A 20,445-nucleotide genomic window follows, 5' to 3' on the forward strand; every position below is an offset into this window, starting at 1 on the left:
TGGGCGTTGTCCGGCCGGCCGCCCCGCAGGTGGGCGGGGGAGGGGCCAGGCAAGGGTGCGGCAGTGCCTGGCCGGCTGTCGCCAGCGCGCGGTTTTGAACGCGTTTGTGTCTCAGCCGGCGCGCCAGCGGGCGTAGAGCGCGGTGGGCAGCAGGCGGTCGGAGCCTTGCTGGGGCAGGGCCATTTCGCCCATTTCCATCACGCCGCCATAGGGCTTCAGCCGGTCGCCGAGGGCCTGGGCCACGGCGAGATAGGAAAGGCGCACGGCATAGGCCGTGGCGATGACGAAGCGCGGCTCGTCGCTGAGGAGGTCTCGCACGCCGTCGAGCAGCTCGGGCAGGCTCTCCTCGAAACGCCAGGTCTCGTTCTTCGGGCCGCGGCCGAATTTGGGCGGGTCGAGCACGATGCCGTCATACCTGCTGCCCCGGCGGATTTCGCGGGCGACGAACTTCATCGCGTCATCGGCAATCCAGCGGATGGTGCGGTCATCAAGGCCCGACAGGGTCTGGTTGTCCTTGCCATAGCCATTGGATTTCGGGCTGGCATCGAGGTGGACCACCTCGGCCCCGGCGGCCGCGCAGGCGAGCGACATCATGCCGGTATAGCCAAAGAGGTTCAGCACCTTGAGCGGGCGCCCTGCGGCGCGGATCTGCTCCTGCGCAAACCGCCAGTGGACGGAGTGTTCCTGGAAGACGCCCATATGCCGGAAGGCGGTGCGCCGCGCCGTGAAGGTGAGGCCATTCCAGCGCATTGGCCAGCTTTCGGCGGCGCGGGGGGAGAGCACTTCCCATTGCCCGGCGCCGTCTTCATCCTGCGCCTTGGTGACGAAGCGGGCGTCCGCTTTCCAGCTCTGCACCGGCCGGGCGGGTTCCCAGAAGGCCTGCGGGTCGGGCCGGATCACGGTCTGGCTGCCGAAGCGTTCCAGCTTCTGCAGGTGGCCGCTGTCGAGCAGGGCATAGTCTTCCCAGTCGTCAGCGATCAGCAGGCGGGTTTCGGTTTTCATGGTCATGCATAGCCTCGCTGGCGCCAGGCCTCGTAGATCATGATGGCGCTGGCCTGGGCAAGGTTCAGGCTGTCGGCGCCCCCGCGCATTGGAATGAGGCAGAGCGTGTCGCACGCCGCTTCGGCCCAGCCGGGCAGGCCGGCCTGTTCATTGCCCATGAGGATGATCGATCCGCCGGTGAAATCGGCCCCGTCATGGCGCACGGTCCCATTTACGGATGCAGCGGAAAGGCGTATTCCGGCAGCCTTGCGCCAGGTGTTGAAACTGTCGAAATCGGCATGGGCAAAGGGCACGTCAAACACCGATCCCATGGACGCGCGTACGGCCTCGAAACTGTAGGGATCACAGCAGGTACCGACGAGAATGACGCCGCTCACCCCGGCGCAGTCTGCGGTGCGCAGGATGGTGCCGAGATTGCCGGGATCGCGCACTTCATAGAGGGCGATGTAGAGTGGTGTGCCGACCGGTTTGGGCAACGCTTCCAGGCTCAGATGGCGCTGGCGGAAGGCGGCGACGACGCTCTGGGCGTTGTCCTTCTGGGTGATCTTGGTCATCAGCCGGTCAGGCGCCGTCACGACACGCGCGCCCGCCTTCAAGGCGTCGCGCGCCAGGTCACGGATCTGTGGCCGTTCTGCCATATCGGCGGCAATAATCACGGTTTCCGGCTGCCAGCCGCGCGCGAGGCCTTCGCTGACAATCCGGGCGCCTTCGGCCAGGAACAGGCCGGTTTCGGCACGCTCCTTCTTGCGCTCAAGGCCTTTCAGGGTCTTGATCAGCGGATTGGAGGGGCTGGTGATCAGTTCTAGGGGCTGTTTCATCGCCGGGTGGGGTCTGTCTGGTTCATCTTGCGATCAGTTAAGGGTTAGGGCATGCCTCGCCCGAGTGAGTGCTGTGGGGGTACTGGTTTTGGGAGGTCAGCGACGTCATGCGCCTGCTTGACTACCTTTGGGGGGGGCTCGCCCTCCTGGCCCTGCCTTTCCTTATGTGGTGGGGCATCTACCAATCCCCACAGAGCGCTGTAAACCTCCAAGCACGGCTGGAGGCGCGGGCCAATGCGGCGCTGGCCGAAGGCGGGGCCGATTGGGCCAGCGTCCGGATGGACGGCCAGCGGGCCGTGATCACCGGCGCGGCGCCCTCCCATGATGCGGTGACCGAGGCCGCCCGCCTCGTGCGGCGCAGCAGCGGCCCTGGCGGGCTGATCTTCGGCGGCGTGACCCTGGTGGAGAACCGCGCGGACGCGGCGCCTCCGGTCTCGCCCTATGTCTGGCGCGCCACCAAGACAGCCGAAGGCCGGATCATCCTCTCGGGCCTTGTGCCCTCCAAGGGCATCCAGGCCACGCTGGTGGAGGATGTCCGCCTTGTAGGGCGCGCGGCGGTGGACAATGAGATGCAGCTGGCGGCAGGCGCGCCGGCCGGCAACTTCCAGGGGGTTGCGCGGCTGGCGCTGAAACAGCTCGCGCAGATGGAGGAAGGGGAGGCGACCCTGACCGATTATCGCCTGGTGCTGCGCGGCGAGGTGGCCGATCCGGCGCTGCGGGCGGAGATCGCCCGGGCGGTGTCGGGCGTGGCCGCGCCCTTCCGCGGAGAGCCGCTGCTGGCCGGAGACGTCCGCTGGCGCGCCCGCCTTGAAGGCAATGTGCTGACGCTGTCGGGCACAATTTCCAATGAGGGTGAGCGGCGCCAGCTGCTGGCGGCGGCTGAGGAGAGCTTTGACGGCGAGATTGCCGACGAGATGGCCCTCGGCGCGGCGATGCCGGAAGGCTGGCTTGCCGGCGCGCTGGCCGGGTTGCCCGAGTTTGCCAGGTTCAGCGCGGGCGAGATGGCCTTCGATGCGGCGGGCGGGGTGTTCATCTTCGAGGGTACGGCGCGGCCCAGCACGCTCTATTACCTGAAGGACGACATGGCGCGCGGCGGGGGCCGCTGGAAGACGGCGATTGGCGCCGAAATGTCCGAAAGTGTCCAGGAAGTGTCCGGAAATGTCCTGCCGATGTCTGCCGGTGGCGCGGGAATGGACTGCCAGGGAGAGCTTCGCGCGGCGCTCGCCTCGGGTCAGATCCGCTTCACGCAGGGCGGCGCGGTGCTGGCCCGGCAAAGCGGTCCGGTCCTCGACGAGATCGCCGGGGTCCTCCGCCGCTGCGACGCCTCCGAGCGGTTCGAGATTATCGCCGCCGGAAACGTGCAGGCCTCCGAACTGGCGGATTTCCTTGTTTCGGCAGGGGTGCCCCGCGCGCGGCTGGCTGCTATCAGCTATAGTCGCCCCAGCGGCGAGGGCGCTAATCAGGACGCTGACGCGGAAACGGCAGCAGCCCGGCCTGTAGACATCAGAATTTTGGAACGGAGCGGAGAATGACCTGGCTTGTGGCACATATGTGGATTGCACTGGCCGGGGCAGCGCTGGTGGCGCTGCTGCTGGGCTGGTCGCTCCGCGGCATGTTGCTGACCGGCCGCCTGCGCCGGGCGGAAGTCGACCGCGATGTGACGAAGGTGGAACTCAGCGAAGCGCGCGACGAGATCGAGCGCCTGTTTGCCGCCCAGCGCAAGCTGCTGGCAGGGCAGGGCGGCGCGCAGGCGTTTGAGGCCGCGCAGGTCTCGCCCCAGGCTGATCCGGCGCTGGAGCAACAGCTGGCCGAAACCCTCTCAGCCCTGCGCCTGGCGCGGGAAGAACTCGACGCCCTGAAGGCGGCTCCGCCCGTGCTGGCGCCTGCGCCGGAAATGGCAGCTTTGCCCGCCATTGACGGGGCCGCGATGCTGCGCACGAAGGAGCTGGAGGCGCAGGTTGCCGGGCTTGAGGCAGACCTCGCCGAAGCCCGCCGGGCGCTCACGGACGCCGAAGTGGCGCGCGCAGAGGCGGTCGCGGCGGCTGCCACCGTGCCCGCGCCTGTTCAGACCGAGGCTGCGCCCGCCGCCGAGGCGGACCCCAAGCTGACATGGAAAGTCTCTTACCTGGCGCTGCGGGTGAAGGCGCTGGAAAATGAAGTCGCGGCCCAGCCAGCCCTGGCAGCCGCCCCAGCGGTGGTCGAGGAGGCGGCGCCAGCCGCCGCGCCTTCCGCCCCCGCGGCGCCGAAGGCCGATGAGGAGTCGCCTGAGGAAGAACTCGCCCGCCTGCGCTGGCGCAACCGCTTTCTGGAAGGGCGCCTGGCCTATTTTGAAGGCGACCAGGAAAGCGTCGACGATGAAATCGCGGCAGAAGACGAAGAAGCCGCCAGCCTGGAGCGTGAGCGGCAGACCGAAGACGAAACGGGCGAGGCGCTGGAAGACTTCGCCGGCGATGACGATTTCGAAGACGAGGACGAGGACGAAGAGGAAGACGAGGGCGCCTTTGCCGCGGAAGCCATCCTCGGCCGGCTTGAGGAAGAAGATGCGCTGGCCGATGCCGGAGAGGCGGCAGATGTGATGCCCGCCCGCCCGCTGGCGCTGGAGCGGCCGGTGGAGGGCGCGCCGGACGACCTGACCCTGATCGGCGGGATCGGCCCACGCATTCAGGAAGTGCTGAACTCGCTGGGCATCTATCATTTCGACCAGATTGCCGACTGGAGCCCCGAAAACATCGCCTGGATTGACGATTATCTGCACTTCAATGGCCGCGTGAAGCGCGAAGGCTGGGTGGAGCAGGCCGCCATTCTGGTGGGCGAGGGCGCCGAGCCCTGAGACGGTTCACATTCAGCAGCGGTTCACGGGCAGGGGCCTAGGGATCGAAGGCTGGAATTGCATTTTGCCGCCGCGGAGTTAACCTTCCGATGGCCGGTTTCAGGGAGAGAAAAATGGTCGAACGCATTGATTTTGACGGCGAGATCCTCGCTGGCGCGCCCAAGATCCGGATGTCGCGCCGCGCGATCATCACCGGCATCGCTGCCGGCACCGTGCTGCCCTTCGTTTCGGGCTGCACGACTAATCCGGAAACCGGCCGCAGCCAGTTCCTGCTGATGGGCGACGCGGAAGTGGCCAGCATGGCCACGGCTGCCTGGTCGGACATGAAGACCCAGGTGCCCCAGACCTCCAATGCGGCGCTGCGCAACCGCGTGCTGAACGTGTGGAACCGCACCGCGAAGGGCGCCAAGCGCGATCATGAACAGTGGGATGTGGCGGTGTTCGACACCGATGACGTCAACGCGTTCGTGATGCCGGGCAACCGGGTCGGCGTGTATCGCGGGATTACCGAACTGACCGAGAATGATGACCAGCTGTCATCGGTTCTGGGGCATGAGACCGGGCATGTGACCGGCCGCCATGCGGCGGAGCGGATGTCGGTGGCGATGGCGGCGCAGGCCGGCATGATGGTTGGCCAGATCGCCGTGGCATCGTCCGAAGAGCTCAGCAAGTATGGCTCGGCCATCGGCGCGCTCGGCGGGGCGGCGGTGCAGTTCGGCGTGATCCTGCCCTACAGCCGCAATCATGAGCTGGAGGCCGACCGCCTCGGCGTCGATTACATGTATAATGCCGGATATGACGTGAAACAGTCGGTCCGCCTGTGGGAGCTGATGGACGCCCAGTCCAAGGGGCAGCGTCCGCCCGAATTCATGTCGACCCACCCTGATCCGACCCGCCGCGCCGCAGAATTGCGCCAGTACATCAACGCGCGCGGCTATGCGATGATGTAAGGGTCAGGCGGCCCAGCCCTGCCAGAAGGCCCGGACGCCAGGCGTTCCGGGCTTTTTCATGCCTGCGGCTTGACCGGGCAGGGGCTTTCCGTCATACGCGCCGCTTCTGCGGGAGGCTGCCAGCCGAACCGCGGAGCCTCGTATTCAACCGGGCGGATCGAAAGACCACCGCCCCTTCGCCAAAGTTGTGAGGACAAAATGGCTAAGAAACTTCTGGGGCAGATCAAGCTCCAGATCCCGGCCGGCAAGGCCAACCCGTCGCCGCCAGTGGGCCCCGCCCTCGGCCAGCGCGGTATCAACATCATGGAATTCTGCAAAGCCTTCAACGCCCGTACCCAGGGCATGGAAGAAGGCCTGCCGACCCCGGTTGTGATCCAGTATTATCAGGACAAGTCGTTCACCTTCGTCACCAAGACGCCGCCGGCAACGGTTCTGCTGAAGAAGGCCGCTGGCCTGAAACTCGGCAAGAAGCCCGCTTCTGGCGCGAAAAAGCCCGGCTATGACACCGTCGGCAAGGTGACCATGGACCAGGTTCGCGAGATCGCGAAGGTCAAGATGGACGACCTGAACGCCAACGACCTTGATGCAGCCACCAAGATCATCGCCGGCTCCGCCCGCGCGATGGGCCTGCAGATCGTGGAGTAATCATCATGGCGACCAAAGGTAAGCGCACCCGCGCAATCGAGCAGACCGTCGACAAGACGAAAGCTTACACGATCTCCGAGGCTGTGAAGCTCGTGAAATCGAACGCCAAGGCGAAGTTCGACGAGTCGATCGAAATCGCCATCAATCTCGGCGTTGACCCCAAATATGCCGACCAGCAGGTCCGCTCGGTGGTGAACCTGCCGGCAGGCACCGGCAAGGACGTCCGCGTGGCCGTGTTCGCCAAGGACAAGAAGGCTGAAGAAGCTCTTGCAGCCGGCGCAGACATCGTCGGCGCCGAAGACCTGTTCGAAAAGGTCAATGGCGGCTTCATGGACTTCGACCGTGTGATCGCGACCCCGGACATGATGGGCCTTGTCGGCCGTCTTGGTAAGGTGCTCGGCCCACGCGGCCTGATGCCGAACCCCAAGGTTGGCACCGTGACCCCGAACGTCACCCAGGCCGTCAAGGACGCCAAGGGCGGCGCCGTCGAGTTCAAGGTCGAGAAGGCCGGTATCGTTCATGCCGGTGTTGGCAAGGCCAGCTTCACCGATGCCGACATCGAGAAGAACGTCCAGGCGTTCATTTCGGCCGTCGTGAAAGCCCGCCCGTCGGGCGCGAAAGGCACATTTGTGCGCAAGGTCACCCTGTCTTCGACGATGGGCGCCGGCGTTACGATCGACCTGGCTGAAGCCAAGGGCTGATCGCCGCAAGCCCCTCGGGGCTGAAATTTCAGGAAGGCCCGGAGCTGCCCAGCGGCTCCGGGCTTTTTTGTGCCCCTGTGAAAAATTCAGGGAAGGGGCTTGCGAACCTCTGGAAAAACCGTTAACAGCCGCCGCTTGACGGGAGTTCTCCGATATGCATCGGCGGCCTCCCGTTTTCCTGTCCTAGACCATAGGTCATACCCTTCGGGGTTGCTAAGGGCCATCTGGCCGCCTGTGCAGACGGGGTGAGGCGTTGAAACGGTTCGGAATTTTCTGGAATCCCCAGGAAATGCAGACCGGGCAGGCCAATCCCTGGGCAGGCGCTGAGGCTCTTTCGGGAGTTTTGGCGATTACCAGGGCGGCCGGATGGTCCGGGCGCCTCAATGGAGACCCGCAATGGATAAAGCTGGAAAAAGCGCGGCTCTCGAGAACCTCAAAGGGGTTTTCGAAGGGGCGGGCGTGGTCGTCGTGACCCACTATACCGGTCTTACCGTGGCGGAAATGACGAAGCTGCGTGGCATGCTCCGCAAGGACGGCGCGCACTTCAAAGTGGTCAAGAACCGCCTCGCGAAAATCGCGCTGGGCGGGGCAGGTGGCGACAAGGCACAGGAGCTCTTCCAGGGCCCCGTGGCGATCGCCTACTCGCCGGATCCGGTGTCGGCTGCGAAAGCGGCCGATGAGTTCTCGAAGGAAAATTCGAAACTCGTCATCATCGGCGCCGTGATGGGTGAGCAGGTCCTCGATGCCAAAGGCGTCGAAGCCCTCGCGAAACTGCCGTCCCTCGACCAACTGCGTGGCAAGCTTATCGGCCTCATCCAGGCACCGGCAACGAAAGTTGCAGGCGTCATTCAGGCACCGGCTTCGCAACTTGCCCGCGTGGTGTCCGCGTATGCGTCGAAAGACGCCGCATAAGACACCCGTTTTCGCAACACCAAGACCTTAACAACCGAACCAAACAGGAATTGAAACCATGGCAAATCTCGAAAAGATTGTCGAAGATCTCTCGGCTCTGACCGTTCTGGAAGCTGCTGAGCTTGCAAAAATGCTCGAAGAAAAGTGGGGCGTTTCTGCTGCTGCTCCTGTGGCTGTTGCTGCTGCTGGCGGCGGCGCTGCTCCGGCCGCTGCTGTTGAAGAGAAGACCGAATTCGATGTCGTGCTGACCGACGCTGGCGCGAAGAAAATCGAAGTCATCAAGCTCGTCCGCGAAGTCGTTCCGGCCCTCGGCCTGAAAGAAGCCAAGGACCTCGTCGAAGGCGCTCCGAAGACCGTCAAGGAAGGCGTGTCCAAGGCTGACGCTGAAGAGATGAAGAAGAAATTCGAAGCTGCAGGCGCAAAAGTCGAGCTCAAGTAAGCTCTGCGGTTTCGCATCCGGGCGGCGTTCGCGCGAGGCGTCTCCCGTTCAAGGATCTGCGCGGCGGTCTCCATTGGGGATCGCCGCGTACTCGCGTTCTAATCACAGGCTGTCTGCGCGCGTGCGGACAAGCCGAAAGACTGGGAACCTGGGATGGCACTCTCCTTCACGGAAAAGAAACGTATCCGCAAAAACTTCGGCCGCATTCCCGAAGCCATCGAAATGCCAAACCTGATCGAGGTCCAGCGCGAGTCCTACGAAGCCTTCCTCCAGATGAACACGCCGCGCGAAAAGCGCACGGATGATGGCCTGGGCGGTGTCTTCAAATCGGTTTTCCCGATCACGGACTTCTCTGAGCGTGCGACCCTCGAATACGTCTCCTACGAGTTCGAACAGCCTAAGTTCGATGTCGAAGAGTGCATGCAGCGCGACCTGACCTACCAGGCCCCGCTGAAAGTGCGCCTCCAGCTCGTGGTGTTCGACGTTGATGAAGACACCGGCGCCCGCTCGGTCAAGGAAGTGAAAGAGCAGGAATGCTATCTCGGCGACATCCCGCTGATGACCGAGAAGGGCACCTTTGTCGTCAACGGCACCGAGCGCGTGATCGTCTCGCAGATGCACCGTTCGCCGGGCGTGTTCTTTGACCATGACAAGGGCAAGACCCATGCTTCGGGCAAGCTGCTGTTTGCCGCCCGGATCATTCCGTATCGCGGCTCCTGGCTCGACTTCGAGTTCGACGCGAAAGACATCCTGAACATCCGGATCGACCGCAAGCGCAAGCTGCCGGCGACGACGATGCTGTATGCGCTCGGCTATGACACCGAGCAGATCCTTGACCAGTTCTACACCCGCTCGATCTACCGCCTCGACAAAAAGGGCTGGATCACGAGCTTCCGCGCCGATGCCTGGAAGGGCGTGAAGCCGGAATTCGACCTGATCGACGCCAAGACCGGCAAGGTCGTCGCCGAGGCCGGCAAGAAGATCACCGCCCTCAAGGCGAAGCGTACGGCGGAAAGCGGCACCGACGAGATCCTCGTCACCTCGGAAGCCCTCGTCGGCAAGTTCCTGGCCCGCGATGTGGTCAACATGGAAACCGGGGAAATCTTCGGGGAAGCCGGCGACGCGCTGGAAGAGGCGACCATCGCCGAAATGCGCGATTACGGCATCGACCTGATCGAAGTGCTGGACATTGACGCCGGTGGCCGTGGCCCCTGGCTGCGCAACACGCTGAAGGCTGACAAGAACGAGACCCGCTTCGAAGCGCTCTCGGACATCTACCGCGTCATGCGCCCCGGCGAACCGCCGACGCAGGAAGCGGCTGAGGCTCTCTTCGGCCAGCTCTTCTTCGATTCCGAGCGTTACGACCTCTCGGCCGTTGGCCGGGTGAAGATGAACATGCGTCTCTCGGTGGCCGTGCGCGAGTACGAGTCGGCGGAAGACAGCATGCGCACCCTGCGCAATGAAGACATTATCGGCGTCATGAAGGTCATCCTCGACCTGAAGGACGGCAAGGGCGAAGTCGACGATATCGACAACCTCGGCAACCGCCGTGTCCGCTCGGTCGGCGAGCTGATGGAAAACAACTACCGGATCGGTCTCGTGCGCATGGAGCGCGCGATCAAGGAACGTATGGGCGCGGTCGATATCGACACCGTGATGCCGCACGACCTGATCAATGCCAAACCGGTTGTGGCGGCTGTCCGCGAATTCTTCGGCTCCTCGCAGCTGTCGCAGTTCATGGACCAGACCAACCCGCTCTCCGAGATCACCCACAAGCGCCGCCTCTCGGCGCTTGGCCCGGGCGGTCTGACGCGCGAGCGCGCCGGCTTTGAGGTCCGCGACGTTCACCCGACCCATTATGGCCGCATCTGCCCGATCGAGACGCCGGAAGGCCCGAACATCGGTCTGATCAACAGCCTGGCGACCCATGCCCGCGTCAACAAGTACGGCTTCATCGAGAGCCCTTACCGCCGCGTGCTGAATGGCAAGCTGACCGAAGAGGTCGTGTACCTCTCCGCGATGGAAGAGAGCATCTATTCGATCGCTCAGGCCAACGCGACCGTGAATGCCAAGGGCGAGCTCGTGAACGAGTTCGTCAACGCCCGTGTGGCTGGCGAAGCGACGATGGTTGCGCGCGAAGAAGTTCAGTATATGGACGTTTCGCCCAAGCAGGTCGTGTCGGTGGCTGCCTCGCTCATTCCATTCCTCGAGAATGACGACGCCAACCGCGCGCTGATGGGCTCCAACATGCAGCGCCAGGCGGTGCCGCTTGTGAAGTCCGAAGCGCCATTCGTCGGCACCGGCATGGAAGCGGTCGTTGCCCGCGACAGCCGCGCCGCCATCGTTGCCCGCCGGGCAGGGGTGGTCGAGCAGGTCGACGCGATGCGTATCGTTGTGCGCGCGACCGAAGATCTCGAAGGCTCCAAGTCGGGCGTCGACATCTACCGTCTCGCCAAGTTCCGCCGCTCGAACCAGAACTCGTGCATCAACCAGCGTCCGATCGTGAAGGTTGGCGACGTTGTGTCGAAGAACGACATCATCGCTGACGGTCCGTCCACGGATCTCGGTGAACTGGCGCTCGGCCGGAACGTGCTCGTCGCGTTCATGCCCTGGAACGGCTACAACTTCGAAGACTCCATCCTGATCTCCGAGCGCATCGTGCGCGACGACGTCTTCACCTCGATCCACATCGAGGAGTTCGAAGTTGCCGCCCGTGATACCAAGCTCGGCCCGGAAGAGATCACCCGCGACATCCCGAACGTCGGCGAGGAAGCGCTCCGCAACCTCGACGAAGCCGGGATCGTGGCGGTCGGCGCCGAAGTGAAGGCGGGCGACATCCTCGTCGGCAAGGTCACGCCGAAGGGCGAAAGCCCGATGACGCCGGAGGAGAAACTCCTGCGCGCCATCTTCGGTGAGAAGGCGTCGGACGTTCGTGATACCTCGCTGCGCGTGCCTCCGGGCGACGCCGGTACGGTTGTGGATGTGCGCATCTTCAACCGCCACGGCATCGACAAGGACCAGCGCGCGCTGCAGATCGAGCGTGAGCAGATCGAGAAGCTGCAGGAAGACAAGGAAGACGAACAGTCGATCCTTGAGCGCAACACCTATTCGCGCCTGCGCGACATTCTCGTCGGCAAGGAAGCGGCGGCAGGTCCCAAAGGCTTCAAAGCCGGCAAGATCGCTGAAGCTGCCCTTGAAGAGCTGAACCAGCGCCAGTGGTGGGATATCGAGCTGAAGTCTGAAAAGGCCCAGGCCGAACTCCAGGCCCTGCGCGAGCAGTTCGACGCCTCGATCCGGGAACTTGATGCCCGCTTCAACGACAAGGTCGAGAAGGTCCAGCGCGGCGACGATCTGCCTCCGGGCGTGATGAAGGTCGTGAAGGTCTTCCTGGCCGTGAAGCGCAAGCTGCAGCCGGGCGACAAGATGGCCGGCCGTCACGGCAACAAGGGGGTTATCTCCAAGATCAACCCGCTCGAAGACATGCCGTTCCTGGAAGATGGTACGCCGGTCGACATCGTGCTCAACCCGCTGGGCGTGCCTTCGCGGATGAACGTCGGTCAGATCCTCGAGACCCATTCGGGCTGGGCCTGCCGCGGCCTCGGCCACATCATCGACAAGGCGCTGGAAGAGTTCCACCAGAAGCATGACATCAAGGCGCTGAAAGCGTCGCTGACCCATGCTTATGGCGAAGCTCAGGACCTGCCGGAGACCGATGAGGAAATCATCGAGCTGGCAGGCAACCTCCGGAACGGTGTTCCGATTGCGACCCCGGTGTTCGATGGCGCCCGCGAGGACGACATCAACGACCTGCTGACCCGTGCCGGTCTGGACACGTCGGGTCAGGTCCGCCTGTTCGACGGCCGCACCGGTGTGGCGTTCACGCGCCCGGTCACGGTTGGCTACAAATACCTTCTGAAGCTGCACCACCTGGTCGACGAGAAGATCCACGCCCGCTCCACGGGTCCGTACTCGCTCGTCACCCAGCAGCCGCTGGGCGGCAAGGCCCAGTTCGGCGGCCAGCGCTTCGGCGAGATGGAGGTCTGGGCTCTGGAAGCCTATGGCGCTGCCTACACGCTGCAGGAAATGCTGACGGTGAAGTCGGACGATACGGCCGGCCGCGCCAAGGTCTACGAAGCGATCGTCCGTGGGGACGACACCTTCGAGGCCGGCATTCCGGAAAGCTTCAACGTGCTTATCAAGGAGATGCGCTCGCTCGGTCTCAATGTGGAGCTGCTTGAGGAAAATGGCCTCGAGCGGGACGCAGCTGAAGAGGCCCCGGTGGCCGCCGAGTAGACTTTCCGCAAAATAGGGCCCCGCTGAACAGGCGGGGCCTCGCCGACCCGGATTTATTCAGGGCAGGGGAGAGAGACCTCCCCGTAAATGCCCGCCCCAAGGAGCAGACACCCTATGCGCCAGGACGTCGCCAATATGTTCAACACCAATACGCCCGCCCCGAGCTTCGAGGCGATCCGTATTTCGATTGCGAGCCCGGAGAAGATCCGCTCGTGGTCGTCTGGTGAAATCAAGAAGCCCGAAACCATCAACTACCGCACGTTCAAGCCGGAGCGCGACGGCCTTTTCTGTGCGCGGATATTCGGCCCGACGAAGGACTATGAGTGCCTTTGCGGCAAGTATAAGCGCATCAAGTATCGCGGCATCGTCTGCGAGAAGTGCGGCGTTGAAGTGACCCTGGCGCGCGTTCGCCGCGAGCGCATGGGCCATATCGATCTGGCCGCGCCGGTGGCGCACATCTGGTTCCTGAAGTCGCTGCCGTCCCGGATCGCGACCCTGGTGGACATGCCGCTGAAAGACGTCGAGCGCGTGCTCTACTTCGAAAGCTATGTGGTCATCGAGCCCGGCCTGACCGAGCTTGAGCCGCTGCAGCTGCTCACCGAAGAAGAGTATATGGACGCGCAGGACCGCCTTGGCGAAGACGCGTTCACCGCGATGATCGGCGCCGAAGCGATCCGCGAAATCCTCAAGAGCCTCGACCTGCCGACGCTGGCCGAGACGCTGCGCGAGGAGCTGCGCGAGTCCAGTTCGGAACTGAAGACGAAGAAGTATTCCAAGCGCCTGAAGGTGGTGGATTCCTTCATCCAGTCGAAAGCGAAACCGGAATGGATGATCCTGACGGTCATCCCGGTCATCCCGCCGGATCTGCGCCCGCTGGTTCCGCTGGATGGCGGCCGCTTCGCCACCTCCGACCTCAACGACCTCTATCGCCGCGTGATCAACCGGAACAACCGCCTGAAGCGCCTGATGGAGCTTCGCGCGCCGGACATCATCATCCGGAACGAAAAGCGGATGCTGCAGGAGTCGGTGGACGCCCTGTTCGACAATGGCCGCCGCGGCCGCACGATCACGGGCACCAACAAGCGCCCGCTGAAGTCGATCTCCGACATGCTGAAAGGCAAGCAGGGCCGCTTCCGCCAGAACCTTCTGGGCAAGCGCGTCGACTATTCCGGCCGTTCGGTCATCGTGGTCGGCCCGAACCTCAAGCTGCACGAGTGCGGCCTGCCGAAGAAGATGGCGCTGGAGCTGTTCAAGCCGTTCATCTATGCGCGCCTCGACGCCAAAGGCCTCGCCGGCACGGTGAAGGCGGCCAAGAAGCTGGTGGAGAAAGAGAAGCCGGAAGTGTGGGATATCCTCGACGAGGTTATCCGTGAGCACCCGGTTCTGCTGAACCGCGCGCCGACGCTGCACCGTCTGGGCATCCAGGCATTCGAGCCGAAGCTGATCGAAGGCAAGGCCATCCAGCTGCACCCGCTCGTCTGCGCCGCGTTCAACGCGGACTTCGACGGCGACCAGATGGCTGTCCACGTTCCGCTGAGCCTCGAGGCCCAGCTGGAATGCCGCGTGCTGATGATGTCGACCAACAACATCCTCTCGCCCGCCAACGGCAAGCCAATCATCGTTCCGTCCCAGGACATCATCCTCGGCCTCTACTACCTCTCGCTCGACCGCAAGGGCGAGCCGGGGGAGGGCATGGTCTTCGCAGACCTCGCCGAGATCGAGCATGCGCTGGACGCGGGCCTTGTGTCGCTGCACTCCAAGGTCAAGGCGCTGTATGACGGCGTCGACGCTGACGGCAAGCCGCAGCGCCGCATCATCGATACGACGCCGGGCCGCTACATGGTGGCGAACATCCTGCCGCGCTCGAAAGCGATCGGTCCGGAACTCGTCAACACCGTGCTTTCCAAGAAAGCGATCGGCAAGATCATCGACGAAGTCTACCGCCTCTGCGGCCAGAAGGCGACGGTGATCTTCTGTGACAAGATGATGGAACTCGGCTTCCGCGAAGCCTGCAAGGCCGGCATCTCCTTCGGCAAGGATGACATGGTCATCCCGGAAGCGAAGAAGAAACTGGTCGACGCGACCAAGGATCTCGTCTCCGATTACGAGCGTCAGTATGCTGACGGTCTGATCACGCGCGGCGAGAAGTACAACAAGGTCGTTGATGCCTGGTCGAGCTGCACCGACAAGGTGGCTGACGCCATGATGGAGTCTGCCTCCAAGGCCCAGATCAAGAAGGGCAAGGAGCAGGTCAACTCGATCTTCATGATGGCTGACTCCGGGGCGCGTGGTTCGAAGAACCAGATGAAACAGCTCGCCGGTATGCGCGGCCTGATGGCCAAGCCGTCGGGCGAGATCATCGAGACGCCGATCATCTCGAACTTCAAGGAAGGCCTCACCGTTCTCGAGTACTTCAACTCGACCCACGGTGCCCGTAAGGGTCTGGCCGATACGGCTCTTAAGACTGCCAACTCCGGTTACCTGACCCGCCGCCTCGTCGACGTGGCCCAGGACTGCATCATCAACGAAGATGATTGCGGCACGGAGAAGGGCATCGACATCAACGCCGTCATGGAAGGCGCCGATGTCGTCGTCTCGCTCAACGAGCGTATCCTCGGCCGTGTCATCGCTGAAGACATCAAGAGCGCCGATGGCAAGCTCGTCGTTCCGGCCAATACCTATGTTGACGAGGACGTTGCCGCCCTCATCGACACCGCTTCGGTCGACCGCGTGAAAGTGCGTTCGCCGCTGACCTGCGAAACCAAGAACGGAATCTGTGCCCAGTGCTACGGGCGCGACCTTGCCCGCGGCACGCTGGTCAACCGGGGTGAGGCTGTCGGTGTGATCGCCGCCCAGTCCATCGGTGAGCCGGGTACCCAGCTGACGATGCGTACGTTCCACATCGGCGGCGCCGCCCAGGTGGCTGACCAGTCCTCGCTCGAAGCCAGCTTCGAGGGGACGGTGCGCTTCACCGATGCCGAGATCGTTACCCGCAAGGACAAGACGATCGTGGTTGTCGGCCGCCGCATGCAGGTGGAGATCGTGGACGCAGACGGGCGCACCCGCCAGTCGTTCCGCCCGGCCTATGGTACGCGCCTGATGGCCAAGGACGGCGACAAGGTCATGCCTGGCAAGCTGCTGGCTGACTGGGATCCGTTCGCCCAGCCGATCGTCTCGGAAGTGGGCGGTGAGGCACGCCTCATCGACCTCGTCGAGGGTGTGACGGTGCGCGAGGAAACCGATGAAGCGACGGGTATCTCCGCGCGCGTCGTCGTTGACCCGCGATCGAGTTCCAAATCGGCCGATCTCAAGCCGTCGATCCAGATCGTGGATGGCAACGGCAAGCCGGTGAAGCTGCCCAACGGGTCGCTCGCAACCTACGTGCTGTCGGTTGGCGCCATCCTCTCCGTCTCTGACGGTGACCGGATCGAGCCGGGCGACACGCTCTCCCGTGTCGCGACGGGCGGTGCCAAGACGAAGGACATCACGGGCGGTCTGCCGCGCGTGGCCGAACTCTTCGAAGCCCGCCGTCCGAAGGACCATGCGATCATCGCGGAAGTCGATGGCCGCGTCGAATACGGGCGCGACTACAAGAACAAGCGCAAGGTCACGATCGTTCCGACCGAGGAAGGCCGCGAACCCATCGACTATCTGGTGCCGAAGGGCAAACACCTCGCGGTCCAGGACGGCGACTTCATCAAGCGTGGTGAATACCTGATGGACGGTAACCCGGCCCCGCAGGACATTCTCTCGACGCTCGGCGTGGAAGCCCTGGCCAACTACCTCACGGACGAAGTGCAGAAGGTCTATCGCCTGCAGGGCGTGCCGATCAACGACAAGCATATCGAGGTGATCGTTCGCCAGATGCTGCAGAAGGTCGAGATCACCGATGGCGGCGATACGCCGTTCATCACCGGCGAGCACATCGATGCGATCGAGTTCGAGGAGGCCAATGAGGCCATCCGCCGCTCGCGCAAGAAAGACCTGCGCGAAGCCACGGCGACCCCGCTGCTGCTGGGTATCACCAAGGCCTCGCTGCAGACCAAGAGCTTCATCTCGGCCGCCTCCTTCCAGGAGACGACCCGCGTGCTCACCGAGGCCGCGATCCAGGGCAAGGTCGACACGCTCGACGGCCTCAAGGAGAACGTCATCGTGGGCCGCCTGATCCCGGCCGGTACGGGTGGCGGTATCCGCCAGTATCGCCGTGTGGCCGCCGAGCGCGACCTGAAGCTGAAGGCCAAGCGCGCTGCCGCCATGGCCAAGGCGGAGGAGGGGATCACCCTCGTCAGCCTGCCGGCTCCGGAGAAAGACACTGCCGGCGAATAGGCCAGGCTGCTGACTTGAACCAACCGGAAAAGCCTGCCAGCAATGGTAGGCTTTTTCACTTTTCGGGCGTGTATCATGAGGGCAGGGCGGACTGAGATTGCAGGCATGATCTGCGCGATTGCCGCTGTCGGGCTGATCGCCTGGATGTGCTTTGAAAGCTGGGGCGGGCTTTCCCCGTTCTGATTCGATACAAGAACGACATCCGGCCATGCGGAAAGCCGCGCCAGCGCCCTTGACGCGCCGCGCGCGCGAGTCTACACGCCCCGGATCGTCAGAGAGGCAAATGGGCGTTTCGTCCAGTGCCGCACCGGAACAGCAATGCTCCGGCGAAGCTGACCCCCAATTTCCGCTCGTCCCGGAAGCCTGATCAAGGGCTTTTGGGGCACACGTCATTATAGGCCCCCGGGCCGCAACGTACGAAGAGACAGTAGGCCCGAATGCCGACGATTCAGCAGCTGATCCGCAATCCGCGCGAGCCAAAGCGCACCCGTACCAAGACCCCCGCCCTGAAGGCTTGTCCTCAGCGCCGCGGCGTCTGCACCCGTGTTTACACCACGACCCCGAAGAAGCCGAACTCGGCGCTCCGGAAAGTGGCCAAGGTGCGCATGACCTCCGGATTTGAATCGCTGTGCTACATCCCCGGCGAAGGCCACAACCTTCAGGAGCACTCTGTTGTGCTCATCCGCGGCGGCCGCGTGAAAGACCTTCCGGGTGTGCGCTACCACATCGTGCGCGGCGCGCTCGACACCCAGCCCGTCAAGAACCGTAAACAGCGCCGCTCGCATTACGGCGCGAAGAAACCGAAGTAAGAGGCTAGAGGCCCATGTCCCGTCGTCACAGTGCCGAGAAGCGCCAAGTCCTGCCCGATCCGAAGTTCAAGGACATCGTCGTTACGAAATTCATGAACCAGATCATGCGCGACGGCAAAAAGTCCGTTGCCGAGCGTATCGTTTACGGTGCGTTCGATCTGGTCGAAACCCGTTCGAAAAAGAACCCGGTCGAAGTGTTCCACAATGCTCTGGAAGCTGTGGCGCCCGCCGTTGAGGTTCGTTCGCGCCGCGTCGGCGGTGCCACCTACCAGGTTCCGGTTGAAGTGCGCACCGAGCGCCGCCAGGCGCTCGCCATCCGCTGGCTGGCTTCTGCCGCTGCCGGCCGCAACGAAAACACGATGCGTGAGCGTCTTGCCGGCGAGCTGATGGATGCAAGCCAGGGCCGCGGCAACGCGGTCAAGAAGCGCGAAGACACCCACCGCATGGCGGATGCGAACAAGGCGTTCGCCCACTACCGCTGGTAACAAGTACAATCGCCGGGCGGCAGGGTTGCCTCGCCCGGCGAGTGCCCCACCCTTCCTTCCGGGAAGCAGAAACGAAGGTTTGATCTCATGGCCCGCGAATATCCGCTGGAGCGATACCGCAACTTCGGCATCATGGCCCACATTGATGCCGGCAAAACCACGACCACAGAGCGTATCCTCTACTACACCGGCAAGTCGCACAAGATCGGTGAAGTGCATGACGGCGCGGCCACCATGGACTGGATGGTCCAGGAGCAGGAGCGCGGCATCACGATCACTTCGGCTGCCACGACCACCTTCTGGGAACGCACCGAAGACGGCTCCACGGCGCTCTCGCCGAAATACCGTTTCAACATCATCGACACCCCCGGACACGTTGACTTCACCATCGAAGTCGAGCGTTCGCTGGCCGTGCTTGATGGCGCTGTCTGCGTTCTCGACGCAAACGCCGGTGTTGAGCCCCAGACCGAAACCGTCTGGCGCCAGGCAGACCGGTACAAGGTTCCGCGCATCGTGTTCGTCAACAAGATGGACAAGATCGGCGCTGACTTCTTCAACTGCGTCCGCATGATCAAGGACCGCACTGGCGCAACGCCGGCGCCGATCCAGCTGCCGATCGGTTCGGAAAACCAGCTTGAAGGCCATATCGACCTCATCACCATGAAAGAATGGGTGTGGGCCGGTGAAGACCTCGGCGCGACCTGGGAGCTTCGCGAAATCCGTGACAGCCTGCGTCCGCTGGCCGAAGAATGGCGCGGCAAGCTCATCGAGATCGCCGTCGAAATGGACGATGCGGCGATGGAAGGCTACCTCGAAGGTAAAGAGCCCGACATCGACACGCTGCGCAAGCTGATCCGCAAGGGCGTGCTGACGCTGTCCTTCATGCCGGTCCTCTGCGGTTCTGCGTTCAAGAACAAGGGCGTCCAGCCGATGCTGAACGCTGTGGTCGACTTCCTGCCGAGCCCGCTCGACGTGCCGCCTTACATGGGCTTTGCCCCGGGCGACGAGACCGAGACGCGTAACATCGAGCGTTCGGCCGATGATGCGCAGCCTTTCTCGGGCCTGGCGTTCAAGATCATGAACGACCCCTATATGGGCACGCTGACCTTCACCCGGATCTATTCGGGCACGCTGTCGAAGGGCGACTCCTTCCTCAACGCGACGAAGGGCAAACGCGAGCGCGTCGGCCGGATGGTCATGATGCACGCTAACAAGCAGGACGAGATCACCGAAGCCTTTGCAGGCGACATCGTGGCGCTCGCCGGCCTCAAGGAAACCACGACCGGCGATACGGTCTGCGATCCGAACAAGCCGGTTGTCCTCGAAACCATGACCTTCCCCGATCCGGTTATCGAGATCGCGGTTGAGCCGAAGTCGAAGGCTGACCAGGAAAAGATGTCGGTTGGTCTGCAGCGCCTTGCTGCGGAAGACCCGTCCTTCCGCGTCGAAACCAACTTCGAGTCGGGCCAGACGATCATGAAGGGCATGGGCGAGCTTCACCTCGACATCCTGATCGACCGTCTCCGCCGCGAGTTCAAGGTTGAGGCCAATATCGGCCAGCCGCAGGTGGCTTACCGTGAGAAGATCGGCCGTTCGGCCGAGATCGACTACACGCACAAGAAACAGTCCGGCGGTACCGGCCAGTTCGCCCGCATCAAGCTGCAGTTCGAGCCGCTTGAAGCTGGTTCGGGCTTCCAGTTCGTCAGCGCGATCGTTGGCGGCGCGGTTCCGAAGGAATACATCCCCGGCGTCCAGAAGGGCCTGGAAATGGCCAAGGAGAACGGTCTCCTGGCTGGCTATCCGGTCACCGACTTCAAGGCCACGCTGGTTGACGGCGCGTTCCACGATGTCGACTCCAGCGTTCTCGCCTTCGAGATTGCAGCCCGCGGCGCATTCCGCGAGCTGAAAGGGAAGGGTGATCCGCGCCTGATGGAGCCGATCATGAAAGTGGAAGTCGTCACGCCGGAAGACTATATGGGCGACGTGATTGGCGACCTGAACTCCCGCCGGGGCCAGATCCAGGGCTCCGAAGCCCGCGGTAATGCCACTGCAATCACGGCGATGGTGCCGCTGGTGAACATGTTCGGCTATGTGTCCACGCTGCGTGGCATGTCGCAGGGCCGCGCTCAGTTCACCATGCTCTTCGATCACTATGACGAAGTTCCGCGCGCTGAAGCACAGAAGATCATTCAGGAAGTCTCGGGCTCCTAATCGGGCCCCTTGTACAAGAACTAG

Annotated in this window: 14 protein-coding genes; 12 read left to right on the plus strand and 2 right to left on the minus strand. The window is 63.4% G+C overall.

From position 1 onward, the window contains the following. Positions 1–111: 111 nt before the first annotated feature. Positions 112–1,008, minus strand: a complete 897-nt coding sequence (locus tag C0456_RS17800; protein WP_291054993.1) for a class I SAM-dependent methyltransferase — start codon at positions 1,006–1,008, stop codon at positions 112–114. Continuing rightward, positions 1,005–1,820 carry an RNA methyltransferase gene (locus tag C0456_RS17805; protein ID WP_291054997.1) on the minus strand — a complete coding sequence of 272 codons (816 nt, stop codon included), beginning with the start codon at positions 1,818–1,820 and terminating at the stop codon, positions 1,005–1,007. The genes C0456_RS17800 and C0456_RS17805 overlap by 4 nt, the downstream gene beginning before the upstream one ends. 107 nt (positions 1,821–1,927) lie before the next feature. Here C0456_RS17805 and C0456_RS17810 point away from each other — a divergent pair, with 107 nt between their 5' ends. The 12 genes from C0456_RS17810 to fusA all read left to right on the plus strand — a co-directional run bounded on the left by C0456_RS17810 (position 1,928) and on the right by fusA (position 20,421). Continuing rightward, positions 1,928–3,352, plus strand: a complete 1,425-nt coding sequence (locus C0456_RS17810) for a hypothetical protein (protein WP_291055000.1) — start codon at positions 1,928–1,930, stop codon at positions 3,350–3,352. After that, complete coding sequence (locus tag C0456_RS17815) at positions 3,349–4,650, plus strand: hypothetical protein (RefSeq protein ID WP_291055003.1); 1,302 nt, start codon at positions 3,349–3,351, stop codon at positions 4,648–4,650. Before C0456_RS17810 ends, C0456_RS17815 begins: the two co-directional genes overlap by 4 nt. Positions 4,651–4,763: 113 nt before the next feature. After that, the gene (locus C0456_RS17820) at positions 4,764–5,600 is read left to right on the plus strand and encodes a M48 family metallopeptidase (RefSeq protein ID WP_291055006.1); all 837 of its coding nucleotides are present in this window, start codon (positions 4,764–4,766) and stop codon (positions 5,598–5,600) included. A gap of 198 nt (positions 5,601–5,798) precedes the next feature. Continuing rightward, positions 5,799–6,245, plus strand: coding sequence for a 50S ribosomal protein L11 (rplK, locus tag C0456_RS17825; protein WP_291055009.1), 447 nt, complete (start codon positions 5,799–5,801; stop codon positions 6,243–6,245). 5 nt (positions 6,246–6,250) lie between these two features. Beyond that, a complete protein-coding gene (gene rplA, locus C0456_RS17830; protein ID WP_291055012.1) occupies positions 6,251–6,946 on the plus strand; it encodes a 50S ribosomal protein L1 in 696 nt (231 codons plus the stop codon). Positions 6,947–7,342: 396 nt separating this feature from the next. After that, positions 7,343–7,858: a 50S ribosomal protein L10 gene (rplJ, locus tag C0456_RS17835; RefSeq protein WP_291055015.1), complete on the plus strand. Its 516-nt coding sequence runs from the start codon at positions 7,343–7,345 to the stop codon at positions 7,856–7,858. Between the two features lie 58 nt (positions 7,859–7,916). After that, on the plus strand, positions 7,917–8,297 hold the full coding sequence (gene rplL, locus C0456_RS17840) for a 50S ribosomal protein L7/L12 (RefSeq protein ID WP_291055018.1): 381 nt from the start codon (positions 7,917–7,919) through the stop codon (positions 8,295–8,297). Positions 8,298–8,450: 153 nt separating this feature from the next. Beyond that, positions 8,451–12,590 carry a DNA-directed RNA polymerase subunit beta gene (gene rpoB, locus C0456_RS17845; RefSeq protein ID WP_291055021.1) on the plus strand — a complete coding sequence of 1,380 codons (4,140 nt, stop codon included), beginning with the start codon at positions 8,451–8,453 and terminating at the stop codon, positions 12,588–12,590. 114 nt (positions 12,591–12,704) lie between these two features. Next, positions 12,705–16,916, plus strand: a complete 4,212-nt coding sequence (gene rpoC, locus C0456_RS17850; protein WP_291055024.1) for a DNA-directed RNA polymerase subunit beta' — start codon at positions 12,705–12,707, stop codon at positions 16,914–16,916. Positions 16,917–17,353: 437 nt separating this feature from the next. After that, positions 17,354–17,725 (plus strand): 30S ribosomal protein S12, encoded by a 372-nt coding sequence (gene rpsL / locus C0456_RS17855; protein ID WP_011647831.1) that lies wholly within the window; start codon positions 17,354–17,356, stop codon positions 17,723–17,725. Positions 17,726–17,739: 14 nt separating this feature from the next. Then, a complete protein-coding gene (gene rpsG, locus C0456_RS17860; protein ID WP_035594174.1) occupies positions 17,740–18,210 on the plus strand; it encodes a 30S ribosomal protein S7 in 471 nt (156 codons plus the stop codon). 87 nt (positions 18,211–18,297) lie between these two features. Next, positions 18,298–20,421 carry an elongation factor G gene (gene fusA, locus C0456_RS17865; protein WP_291055027.1) on the plus strand — a complete coding sequence of 708 codons (2,124 nt, stop codon included), beginning with the start codon at positions 18,298–18,300 and terminating at the stop codon, positions 20,419–20,421. Positions 20,422–20,445 lie beyond the last annotated feature (24 nt).

The sequence above is a fragment of the Hyphomonas sp. genome (assembly GCF_013823385.1).
In the GTDB taxonomy this organism is placed as follows: Bacteria; Pseudomonadota; Alphaproteobacteria; order Caulobacterales; family Hyphomonadaceae; genus Hyphomonas.